This window comes from Blautia sp. MSJ-19 (assembly GCF_018918125.1).
Classification (GTDB): Bacteria; Bacillota; Clostridia; order Lachnospirales; family Lachnospiraceae; genus Blautia_A.
The window spans coordinates 119,368-132,753 of record NZ_JAHLQA010000027.1; the positions used below are offsets into that span (position 1 = coordinate 119,368).

Below are 13,386 nucleotides of genomic sequence, written 5' to 3' on the forward strand. Positions count from 1 at the left end.
CTTCTCCTTCTTATTTAGTATATTCATAAAAATTTTATCTTTATAATTCTAATTTATAATATCCATTTTCCCCTACTCTCACCTCCTTTTCCGAATATTCTTTTCTTAAGTGTTCTAATTTTTTATTACAATCATAGTTAAATATCATTCTCTTACATTTCTCTGACCTGGCAAATTCCAAAAGTACATCCAAGTTTGGATGATCGTGTTTTTGCCCATCCGTTGAAAACAAAACATTGTCCACATTTAATGCCTTTATTGTTTCTGTAGTTATGTTTTTATCAGATCCATGATGTGGCAATTTCACGCAATCAAATTTAATCCTATCCCATTGCGGAATTCTTTCAAGACACTGCTCGGCTACCGCATCTCCCAAAAACAATAAACGATATTTTTTGCTTTTTTTACTGGTATATTCTAAGTATAACGCAATTGAAGATTTATTCGTGACACTAGGATCATTCGTTCCAGAAGCGAATCTCTTTGCTTTTTCGCTACTGCAAAAACGCTCAAAGGCTGTTCCATAACGCAGCGAATCTCCTTTTTCTTCCGGTAGATATTTTATATCTAAAAACTGATTCCACTTCTTTTCCAAATTTTCCAATTCACATTTTCCTGGATTCAATACACGTGCCGACAAATATGGGTCAGATAGCAAAACTGCATCTGCACTACTGTGCACCGCATTTCCCCCATAATGGCAATTCCATTTTTGTTTCCATCTCTTCTCCAGCAATTCTGTTAATGTTTGCCCTTGAGAATATCCAATGTCCATTCCTCTAACATTAGTTTCACAAACTACATTTAATTTACAGACTTCATTAAATACACTTTCCTCATCATTACGTGAAATCTGCTTTTTCTGCCCTGTAAATAAATGTTCGTAACCGTTATACCAGATTTCGCCTATTTCAATCTGAAGGTTTCCTCTCTCTAAAGCCTGAAGCAATGCAATAATTCCCATAATATGGTCATTATCAATATGTGTTACTACCAGTAAATCAATTTTTTTCCCTTGGGCTCCCAGCTTTTTCAAGCTGGAAGCTAAGGAATTCTCAAATGTGTCTTTAAATCCTCCATCTATAAGGATCCGATAATCAATCTCTTGAAAGGTAATTAATACACAATCTCCTGCTTTTGCCGGAAACAGTTCAATCTCTACTTCACTCATCTTCCCCTCTTCGCTGTACAATTTTGCAAAAATCTTCACAGTACTCAATTCCAAACCTTCTTACTGTTTCCCGAACGGGAATTTCTGTATCCGTTACTAAAGAAAGCGGGAGACTGTTTTCACTTAACAGCTGATTCCATATATTTATCAAAATTCTAGTCTCCGATTTTTCCAACTTATCCTTGGCTGTATGGCTTCCTGCTCCTGGAGTTAAAATACGTCCCATTATAGAAAGAGCTTTCATTATATGACTTTTTCCAAGGATCTGTACATGAAATTTTTCACAATCATCCCAACATCCACAACTCAAAAGAATACATTCTACAACCACTTGCAGGTCTCTGTTACAAGCTGTATGCATTTTAAGACCTTTGCACGTAATCTTAAGATTTTCTATCTGCTGGGGTGACAACTGACCACTAAATGCCTCATTCTCTTCTCCAAGATTGTTTTCTCCACGCATCGACAGCTGATTTAACCGAAGCCAAAGGCCGTCTTTTTCTTTAGACGATAGCAACCACTCTTTTAACAGAATTTCCTGGTAGATAGAACTTCCACACCCAATCCCAAGCATTCTTGTCAGATGAACAGAAAGTGGTTTTGCTATATTTCCTAAAACATCATTTCCAGCTTTTCCCTCAATCACATCCAACAGTAAAATTGCAGAAATAACTGTAACTACATCCATTTGTTTTACACAATTCTTTTCTTCTGCTTTAAAACCAGACGCAAGGAATTTTCCTTCATTTTCAAGCCATGCGCCTAAAGTAAGCCGAATAAATTCATACAGTTCAGAAAAATTTAACTCGCTATGTATTTTCTTGGATGAAATACTGTATAAATATACCAATTGTTCTGAAGTACGATTTGAATCCCGTAATAACTCATAATTCAATATTCCTTCATCTGCATCTTTTTCCGCCTGATCTTTCATACAGCGATAACGCTCAAAACATAGTGGAACTTCCTTTTTAAACCTGAACAGATTTAATTTTCGAAATCTGCCCATGTCATCTTCGAGCGAAATATTTCCTATAGCATGGTATACCCAAGGTGTAAGGTGCAGAGACATTCTTCTCTCTCCATATGAAAAAGCAATAACACAATCCGCCTGTTTTTTACTGATTTCAATTGGAAGTACTATTTCCCTTTTACAGTCATACTCTATTTCTGAATATAAATAAATCAAGTCACCTTTTGGATATAATTCAGCTAAATAACAATATCTTCCAGTTTCATCAGTTTCCACCATTGCAACAGGAATTGCACGATATCTTGTTCCGTCTGTTTTCAAAACAGCGTACTTTTGTTCATTTTGCCATGTTCCAGTCAAAGATAGAAAACCGCTGCTGAGACATTTAGCAAATCTGTTTTTGCGTCTGGATAACCCTTCCCAAAGAGCTTCCAAAGAAACAAGTTTTGCCCTTGATGCCTTGGAAGCTGGAAGCCAGCGTAAAGCCAGATTATCCTTTGTCCTGCATAAAATACCATCTGCTGCTTTTATGCAAAACAACATCTGAACCTCCACTCTGTCTTTTTCCAGAACCTCTTGCAGACCACTATGCCAGCCATCCTCTTCTTTGTGAATCCAGAAACTTATTTTTTCTTCTTTCAGCTTGTTTACGACTACTGATGTTTTTTCGCCTTCAATTCCAGGCAAAATATTCTGTGCCGGTATTCTGAAAATCGCTTTTCCTGCTCGTACTACAATTTCTTGTAAAGAGTTTCTCGCATTTCTCACGCCAACACATATACAACAAACTTTGGTTCCACATGGCAATTCATCCATATTCGGCTGCTGATAATATACCCACGCCTCCAACATACCTTTTTGTACACGTACATTATTTACTGTCATTGGCAACGTCAAACTGCTTTTCTGCATCCATTTCTTATTTACACTGTCAAACAAATCCTCGCACAACCATTCTGCATTCTTCCACAGTTCTTTATGTGCAGGCTTGATTCGCACTGAATTCCATCCTGGAGCAGTCATAAACTTATTAGCAAAATTGACAAATAATACGTTACCACTTCGGATTTCCTTTCCTTCTTTCAGAAAGAATACGCCATTATCAGCAGTAATACAGGATAACTCCGAGTCTCTTAAATCCTCTTTTACTTTTATCGGCAGAACAACTGGCCACAAATCATCCCCTAATACAACTCCATCACCATCTATGCTCTTTACAGGCAGAAAAGTCTCCTTAACGCCCATTCCAGCTCTGCCGCCAAATTTTATGTCTTTCAGGATTAATTTTTTCTGATTTCCAGAAAAGCCTTCATCTTGACATAACTGTAATCTATCACCAGGCGACAGCATATCTGTCCATAAACCAGACAAAAGAACCTTTTTCTCACCTGCAAAGAGATATACAACAGGAATTTCTATTAATTTTCCAGGAAAGACTTCGATCCAGACAGTATTTTCTGTTATACCTGCAATTGGATATTCCCCATTTTCTTCAGGAAAGCCATTTTCAATAATGGATCTTACAGGAAAACCATACTTCAGGAATTCCTCCCTCTGATATCGCAGTTTTCCTCGTTTATCTGGGAAAAGAACGATTTCATCATATTTTTTCCCATCTGGCAATGGCCATGCTTCCAGATAATTTCTAGTTTCATTATAAAAAGCCGTTTTTCTGTCATGGTAATACCAGCGCCCTTTTTTCACGCGCTTAACAAGTTCTGAAATTTTTCCATCCCAGAAAGAAATCCGCTCCCAACCCACATTTTCTATTTTTTCACTTTGATTAAAATAACGCAGTTCTGGCTTCTCTCCATCTTTCAGACCTAGTCTTGCCGAAGAAAATTTCCAATTGTCTTTTCTATGTATCTCTGTATTTTCATTTTTTTCTTCTTTTACCAGATACTCTACTCTCGGAATCGGTTCTAAAATTTTCTTTTCAAACAATGCTCTGTCGGATATCAAAATCTGAGGTAATCCAGCAACTGTGAATTGATTTTTATCTAATCTTTTATTTAGTTCCTCCCATTCTCCACTTTGCAAATCAGCAGAATTTCTCTCTATGCTACAAAGCTGCCTATATGCTTTTGCAGCACCATCCATAATCAAAAGTTCTGCCGGACGTCCTTTTTCAGATAAATATCTTCCATCACCAGGAAGAATCACCTTTCCTTTCAGATTCTCGTCTTCCATCCATAAATAGGCTAAAGTTCCCTGACTAAAATTGCCTCCAACCACGTCATTTGCCAAACGAATGAGAATTCCCGGTGCAACTTCTGCTATTATCTGTTTATTCTCATTCCCTAATGTAACCAGACACTCTTCCTGACTGTTTGATACCCATTTTTTCAGACTTTCCACAGCTCGTTTTGGAGTAGAGATAACATTTCCATCCCACACACTCATACTCGCATTTGCTTCATTTAATTTTTTAAGACGTACAAGCATTTTACATCCATAATACTTGCGCTTATTTTCACGATATAGAATCCTTAATTTACTTTCGTCCACAGAAAATTGTCTTCTTAAAACATTTACCTGCATTTGAGGATTTTCTTTTTCATCCGGTAACTCATTTGGCAGGAAAAGAGAAATCATATAATCATTATTTAGCTTATTTTTCTGTACCCCATTATCTGATCCAGCAACTTTGATTTCTCCTGCAGCCATACAAACTGTTTTACCTTCTAAGAATGTTATTCCACCATTCTTTCCATTTAGAGGTAAATATGTAAAAATCAGACTTGTAACACGATTCCTTTCACCAGTATCTTTTAACAGTGCAAAAATAAGCTTGGTATTTTCCTCATAGCCCTCTTCTTCCAACAACGTCTGAATGCTCTCTTCCTCAAGAAACGCGCTACTGGTTTTATAAAATTCCCATCCTGTTCCTGATTGAAAATCAGTTTCTGTTACTGAAACTCTTTCTATGGAAATTTTTCTCAGTTCCAAATCCCGTCGAATTTCCAGTAACTGAATAACTCCTCCATTTTCACCAAAACTGTCATCCCAAATCCTGCTTTCAACCTGGCGTTCAATAGCACTATATTCTATCTGGATTCTCCAACCATGCCTGCCCTCGCCTTTTATCATAGAGAAATATTTTATTTTGTCCCCATAGAACAATATAGTATTAATTTTATTTCCATCTATATCTAAAATATCGTCTTCTTCCACCAGAAGACAGTATCCATATCCCCATTCAAATCTTAAGCGATTTTGTTCATCCAATCCAGCATAATACAGATTTGTATGAATTTTATCACCACTTATAATGTTAAACTCTCCTGCCAGTTTATCGTCTACATAAAATGGTGTGGCTTCATGACAGGAAGCAATCCACTCACCATTTTTCTGCAAAAGCAGTGCCCGAACACGATTTTTGGAATAGTATCTTCCAAGTATCCATGGTCTATCCTCTTTAACAAAAGAAACTTTATCCGTCCATCTATCCCTGAGCGTTCCTTTTTCTATATCGCATGGAACCTTCAAGCCATGGAGCCGAAGTTTTCGCTTCCCATTTTCATTAACCTCAGTTCCGATTACATGATAATCGCCTCCATTTATCCACTCTTGATATGTTTCACTTATCAGCGCATTCGCCTTCTCCAAGTACTCCTTTTTATTCTTTTCCAAACTGATACTACGGCTGTAAAATCCGCGGCGCATGTCATAAAATTTCGTATTTCCTTCTGTAGTGAATAAGTAGACATCCGCATATACTGCCCAGTTTTTTCCCTTCTCTACGTCATCGAACTCTCCCCAGCGGCAATCTCCATAATACTCTTTTCCGTCCAAAGACAGTCTTACAAGATTCTTATGCTTCGCATACGGAAATACTTCCCATGAATAATTTCTTTTTCGTACATTGGTAACAAAGCCTTTTCCTGTTCTGACTCCGCAAATTGAATTTTCTTCATATTTCTGTACCCTATCCGTATTCCATACATATAAAAATGGACGCTCCCTGTCCTGTGTAACCATACACGGTCCATATCCCGGGACATTCATATTCCTACTTACATAAATTCCCTGAACCTCTGCCCTTTTATCAGCTCTATGATCTTCAATCTGCCAGAGCGCCCTGACCTGTATTTTTCTGAAAACGCTTTTAAATATCCATTTTCCATCCTTCTGTCTGCTTGCGGTTACCGGTGTTCCTAGTGATTTTGGTCTGCTCGCAAACGCAGACACTGGAGCCTTGATCTCTTTTATTTCATTTCCAGTTTTCAGCCATAATGCCAATTCAAGTTTACTTACATCCACATCTGAAGTATTTACTTTATCTGAAAACAGAGATACAATTCCATCAAGATCACCTTCATACTGGCTTAATGCAGGAATATCTATTCCCTCATATTCAGCTTCCTGATCAATCGGTTTTAATTCCACACATTCTACCACACATAAGCGTTTCGATATCATTTCTACCGCCAGATTGTTTGCAGCTTCCATAGATAACGACTCTGATGCACAGTCCACTCTCAGCCCACAATCAGTAAACAACGTATAATATCCATACCTTTGTTTCCGAATCTGATTATTTTCCAGATATAAAATGTCTCCCTCCTTTATGTGATACAATTTATTAAAGCCATCCAGGGTGTACAGACTTTTATTAATATATCTTGGCTGAATCTGCTCAACTCTTACTGTTCCCAAGCGCTGCTGTGCAAGACTCCATCCATCAGTACCTAACTGCACATTATATGCATTTTTTCCTATTTTTTTGTAAAATCCCCCAAATTCTACCTTTACTCTTTCAGGCATACCTTTTACATTAACATCTATATACCATTCCTCTTTTGTTGTTCCCTCACTCCTTTTTGCAAGAAAAAAATCTTCCTCAGAAAATAGTTTTGCCCATTCCCAGTTTCTGCTATCAAATGCGTCCTCATCTTTCAAAGCCAAAACAATTTTATCATTTTCGACCTTTCCATATATATTTATAATTAATCCCTGCAAATAATTTTCTTCTTCCAGTTTTTCATCCAACTTTTTCAAACTATCTAAATCCCAGTCTTCTTCCCACAAAAGATAATTCACACCAAGCTCTTTGCTAAATAAGAACCCTCTTTTTCCATTTCTTACAACTTCCTGAATAAATACCATTGACAGTGCTTTTTCACATTCTTCTGCCTGTGTATAAAAGCATTCGATTATGAAACGAGAAAAATCACGCTCTATAGGAACATAAAAGCCTTTTTCACTGAGAAAAACTGCTTCTCTCATAATTCTCTCTGTTCTTTCATCTCCACCCTGCTCCCTTAGCAGACATGATACATCTGGTTGCCATAAACTCAAAATCTGATGAAATTTTTCTTTCGTGCGGCTATCATCTATACTGAATTTTTCTCTATTTGGAAGCGAGAGTGTCAATATGGAAGCAGAAATTTTTATCACCTCTACATTTAGTGGTCTGGCATCATCCTTCCATGACAGCTTACTGATTCTTTTAATTCCCCCTTTTAAATCCCTCTGAATACCAACAAGCTCTCCTTTATTGAAAAATGCATTTGATTTACAGAATCCTTTTTCAGGCCCATATCCAATATAGTATTCTTTTTCTGCAATACTATGGCCGTTACGATTCACGCGCTTAATGTCATTTGTTACAATGCCTACATACCAATTTCCAGCAGAGTCATCTATTACTTTGAAAAGATTTTTGGTATTCTTCCCAAAAGCATGACTTTCATCCAGCATTGGTCTTATTACATTCCACTGTCCCTGATTTTTTTGAAGTCCAAAATCAGTTAAAGAATTCCACTCTTCTGGTTTGGAAAATTTTGAAAAACTATAATGTTTCTCCGGCGCGCATTCATCTTCACAATATTTCTTTAACATACTTGCAATATTTCCAAGTACACGATTTACTGCTTCATTTTTCTCTTCTGAGTAAAGCAGTACAAGAAAATATTCCAACAGTTTCTTTTCTTTTTCCGAATCCCTTTTTGCATAGAGTTCCTTTATATTCTCCCATACAATATTTTTTCCAGTCACAGTGCCATATCTTTTCCATGCATCTTTTAAAGCCAGAATCATATAATACTGGTAAAAAATTGTTTTATCATTTGTAAAGCCATGGATTGTTCCAATAACCATCTTTACCGTTTCAAAATATATTCCTGCTGTACTGTCATCCGGGAAATCCAGTTTCAAAACTTCACATAAATAATAGAACAATACTCCTTCCGCATCCTCATCCGATACATAAGCAGCAAGCTGATCTCTCCACTCCTTATACCATTCTTCATGTTCACCTATTTTTCTGTTCCTTAAGCCAGTCTGAAACCTCATTGTGAGCACAACCAGCCACACATCTTTGGAAAACCTCTCCCGTGTAAGCATACCGATCTCATCCCATTGGTCTTCCGTCAGCTCCCTTGAGAACATCACATCACAAAAAGTAATAGTTTCCAGACTTTCATCATATTTTTCCATCCACTGTCTTACACTAAGAGTATCTAGAATTCTTTTGTATTCATCTGTAAACGCCTGAAAAAATAATACAACTGGCTCCCGGTAATCATACTTTTCCTGATTAATTCCATCCTCGAAAAACCATTTACAAAGCCGTTTTGCGCAAGATTCATCTCCAACAAACCACGGACTCTCTATTCCCTCATTTGCTTTAAGCACCGAGGCTCTTAAACTTTCAACAGCCCAATGTGCACACACCTGAACTCCGATAAAATCATATTGCATATTTAACTGGGGATTTTTTGTTGCTTTCTTTCTGCCTTTTGAAATCAGCTCAATCATCCTGCTAGGCACTAATTCATTTAGTTCCCCTCTTCCGATCATACCAATGCTTTGTGATGCAAAATATCCCAGTATTTTAATTGGATTTTTCCATGCATTTTTCTTTCCGTACAATTCTTTTCTGACATCTTCGCACTGAAATACATCCCCCATATTCAAAAGAATACGGCAATACTCAATCGGAAACTCCTGCATCGATTCCATCATTTTTCGCATCAAAATTACAGCTGCAAATAACTTAAATGCAGACTCATTATGGAACATATCTGGAAATTTCTGAAACATTTTCCTATTCCCAATACTCGTGGTTTTGGGGTTCGTTCTTTTCTGCCATGGTGTACAGAAAAAGTAACTGTAACATTCTTCCAGATCATCGACTTTTGCACTATATGGAATTAAAAATTCACGCCATCTTTTGTTTCTTCTTTCTTTTTTCACCTTTGTATATAATGGTGCATTCCAATATTCCTTAAATTTTTTTATAAAAACTTCTGCATTATACTCAAAAGCTGTATTCCACAATATATTTTGCCAAAGTACACTACAAATTTTTATTTTTTTATAACGATCATCCTGTTCATTAATCCATAATATATCTTTTGGCAGCTGTTTGTCTCTCTTTTCCAAGAAATCAAGCTGACAAGACTCCCTTATCAAAACATTTATAATCTCTTCTGGTGATTTTTCAAGTTTCTTTTCCCTCTCCAAGATAAAAAGCGCTGCCAACTCAAGACACTCTGGAAAAGCAATCCATTTGTCAGGAAATAATTCTTCTGCTTCCCGAAATGTCGTTCCGCATAAACATTTCAACAACATTGTCAGTTTCCAGGGAAGAAATCCCAGTTTCTTTTCCATAGCCATATTGAACAATCTGGTATTACTTTCTCCAATACACATAGAAACCATTTGGATATCTTGCCTTGCAGCTTCATATAAAATGGATAATAAAACAATCACATAAGCACATTCATCGGATTCCAGATAATCAAACTCATATATATGCTCTGCCTCAACATATGGAAGTGCTATTACCTGGTCTACTAAATCTTTCAATTCTATCTCTTCTATGTTTTGCAATAAATTCAGGCAACCTCCTATTGTTACTGCCTTCTCTGAATTTTCCAATATATTTATTATTATCTTTTTGCTTTTTTGCAGATAAATCATCCATTGCCGCTCATCATATTCCTGGGATGCATTTTTCCGCAATATTCCCCTAATCAATTGGGGGATGGCATAGGCATGCAGTAATGATTCTTCCTGCTTTTCCAGCCAATCTAATGCCTTAATTTTTTCATTTAAAGGTCCTCTCGCTTTTTCCAGCGTAAATAAGCACTCTAAATAATTATTTGCATCTGCTAATGACATCTTCAAAGTGTTACAAAAATACCAGTCTGAAAAAAACATCCCGTCTCCTCCTTTGTATTATGGTCTTATTTTATATCGTATATCCTCAGCCACTTCGTACTGCTGATAATCTGAATAATCCTCTTTATTTCTATTCAATATAAGCTCAACTAGTTTTTGTGTTTCCAAACAGCAGCTTTCTTCTAACACATCTTTTACACAATATGGGTTAGATATAACGATTACCCAATACAAAACCTCATTTTCCTCTTTCTTCAAAAAATTAAGAATTCGATGGCAATCTTCTGCTTTTATTCCTGAAAACCAACATTTTACAGCCACAGGTTCAATACCGTCCAGTTCCCCAAACTGATCTTCTCTATGCTCTAATCCATTTAAAGTAACAACTGAGTCTGAGCATCTTTCATATATAGTATTCCATCCATTTTTTAGGTCAGACCTTTGGGGAAAGTTCTGTAAAAAACATTCTGCTAAAACATCAACTTCTTCCTCATCTAATTTTGATAAAAAAGAATTTGCTTCTTTTTCTTTCCACGCTTCGCTCCTGACCCACATATTTGCAGTTTCACGCACTCTAAATGGATGATTATTATTTTTCCATGAAGAAAAAATAGTAAGAACCTCAACTTCATTTTGGGAAAAATACTGTTCTCCCATTTCCACAGCCTGGTCAATTGCTGCTTCCGGATTTTCTGACCAAATATTCCAGATTACCAAAATATTTTCATTGGTAGCTTTTCGCCCTTCCATGATGCCCAATTCCATCAGCTGCCTATATTCCTCAGCTTTTATATAAATTATCACCCCTGAATTGTTTTCTAAACCTCGCCAATCAGAAATATCCTGTCCAAAATTGTACCACTGTCTTCCTTTCCATTTTGGAATCAGCTCCCTATAGTGGCATGTTTCGCTTTCCAACCAGTCTTTTAGTCCATCTTTCCATGAGCTTGCAAGAATAATATCTCCCTTTCCCTGTATGCCAAGTAATAATGTTGCTAATGTAATAAAATAACGGTCTGAAATCGTTATCTCATTCGTTCCCTCTGCTTTCATTAGCCACCAGGCTTTTTTATTCAAAGCTCCTATATTTAATGAGCCTTTCTGTTGGATTCTTACTTGATTCAAAGGTAACTTTTCCTCCCAAAAAGTTTTCTTCATTTTTGAAAAATCCATAGCAGAAAGAATATAGGCTTCGGCGTGATCGTTATCCTGTTTCATAGCAATTCCTATGATAGTCTCCTTATAAATTATAGGACTACCTGATAAGAGTTCATACGTATCAAGCCCCCCTTCCATATTTTTCACATAAAAATGTAAGGTAGGTCTTTTTTCATCTGAAGAAATATTAGAAATGGTAAATTCCTTAGAATATCCAGAAGGCTCTCTCGCCGGATATCCATAAATATACACAGAGATACCAGCACTTAACTCTTCACAATACCCCAGAGGTAGTAATATTTCATCTAATTTCACCAATGTATCTAACTTTATAAATGCAATCATTCCCAAACGCTTGTAAAATTTTCCCTTAACCGTTAATTCATTATTTCGACCATACTGAATTGCAAAGTTCTCGACTTCTTCTACAACCACTTCTTTTTCTATCTTTTTAGTACAATGAGCTGCAGTAATCACCAGGCTCTCATTTACAAAAAAACCAGTTCCTAGCACAGTAGTCTCTTGTTCTGTACAAACTTTAACAGTCTGCATTCTAATTATTTTCTTACTTTTTTCTATTTCCATTGAGTTTACAGTATTTTTAAATTCACCTTTCATTTTAAGCTTTATCGATTATATATCACTCATATTTTATTGATTATTGTTATTGATTGATTATTCTGGCAATTTGTTTTAAAAAAATATTTACAATCATGACTTGCACGGGATCTGATTATCTCCTGCTGTCAAAAATGGAATAGTCATTCTATAGTAACTGCTCCTACCAAACTTTACTATCATCATTATAAATTGAATAATGTAGGTAATAAAGCTCACCTTTAATCACTTATCATAATATAATTCCACATATATCATTTTACCACACTTTCCACACTCTCTATCATTCGTTATACCGAATCACTCATTCTTTCTTTCGACATATTTCGCCATTTACCCAACACATAAAAAATCGCAACTCCAGCGGCTACACCAATCACACCGCCAAGTGTATTGCCAAACAGATCGTCCAGTTCTGCAATTCCCAATCCAGTAAAATACTGTATCGATTCAATCACTCCTGACAGCACCAATGCAGTGATCCACACCTTTTTCTTCCGAAAAATTGCATAAAGTCCTGTTCCAAACGGAATAAACAGCCAGACATTATTGATTACATCTACCCGGATCTTCCAACTTCTCAAAAATGTATTCGCATATGAAAAAAGAACCAGGTTCGCGCGGATATTGCCGATTTCTCGAAACATCAGTGTCTCATAAAAAATGAACAACATATAAAACAGAAAAATAACCACTTTCAACTTTTGTGGAACTATACAAAAAAGAATGCACAGTACAATCCCAATTACAACCACCATAACCGGATAAGCATTGAGAAGGTTATCTATACACAGCTTAACCTGTCCATTCTTATTTAAATAAAGCGAAATCTCTCCAACACGTTGAATTCCATATTGGCCTTTATTCAAAGGCACCGGATTTCCGGATGCATCAAAATACATGTTTGTTTTTTCGTTTCCGTCACGATAATAAGTTTTTTTCAAAATCCCATAGCCATCCTTTATTGCCGCAGGCTCTCCATCCTGATTTAAAAAAGTCACCTGAATAATGCGGTTATATTCATCATAAAAATATGCCTCACCTGCCTGTCCCGCTTGCAGACAAACAACTTTACCATTTATATCACAGTAAAACTTCTGTGCAATACGGTTTTCTTCATCCAGAATGCGTTTTTCCTGAACAAAGCCACTGAGATTAACGGTCGGAAGTCCATTCATATCCAAGTAGATCATTCCGGTAGTACCTCCCTCTTTATCGTAAACGGTGCAACCCGAGTACCTTTACAAATTAGATGCCGTTTTTACGGCATGCTTATTTCTGAGTTTCTGTTTTTACTGGTTTCCGTATGTGTGTTGGCAGTTCTGGTGACCATGGC

4 protein-coding genes are annotated in these 13,386 nt (G+C 36.5%); all 4 read right to left on the reverse strand.

All coding sequences use genetic code 11. The annotated features are described in order from the left end of the window. Positions 1 to 40: 40 nt before the first annotated feature. Positions 41 to 1,171, reverse strand: coding sequence for an MBL fold metallo-hydrolase (locus KQI91_RS10105; RefSeq protein ID WP_216392648.1), 1,131 nt, complete (start codon positions 1,169 to 1,171; stop codon positions 41 to 43). After that, positions 1,164 to 10,313 (reverse strand): hypothetical protein, encoded by a 9,150-nt coding sequence (locus KQI91_RS10110; protein ID WP_216392649.1) that lies wholly within the window; start codon positions 10,311 to 10,313, stop codon positions 1,164 to 1,166. The genes KQI91_RS10105 and KQI91_RS10110 overlap by 8 nt, the downstream gene beginning before the upstream one ends. Positions 10,314 to 10,331: 18 nt before the next feature. Continuing rightward, a complete protein-coding gene (locus tag KQI91_RS10115) occupies positions 10,332 to 12,050 on the reverse strand; it encodes a trypsin-like serine protease (protein WP_216392650.1) in 1,719 nt (572 codons plus the stop codon). Positions 12,051 to 12,340: 290 nt separating this feature from the next. Next, the gene (locus tag KQI91_RS10120; protein WP_216392651.1) at positions 12,341 to 13,243 is read right to left on the reverse strand and encodes a VanZ family protein; all 903 of its coding nucleotides are present in this window, start codon (positions 13,241 to 13,243) and stop codon (positions 12,341 to 12,343) included. Positions 13,244 to 13,386: the final 143 nt, after the last annotated feature.

Bases quoted from the DNA above. Each gene is read 5' to 3' on its own strand.
- KQI91_RS10105 (WP_216392648.1), bottom strand. From the start codon at position 1,171: ATGAGTGAAGTAGAGATTGAACTGTTTCCGGCAAAAGCAGGAGATTGT.
- KQI91_RS10110 (WP_216392649.1), bottom strand. From the start codon at position 10,313: ATGTTTTTTTCAGACTGGTATTTTTGTAACACTTTGAAGATGTCATTA.
- KQI91_RS10115 (WP_216392650.1), bottom strand. From the start codon at position 12,050: ATGAAAGGTGAATTTAAAAATACTGTAAACTCAATGGAAATAGAAAAA.
- KQI91_RS10120 (WP_216392651.1), bottom strand. From the start codon at position 13,243: ATGATCTACTTGGATATGAATGGACTTCCGACCGTTAATCTCAGTGGC.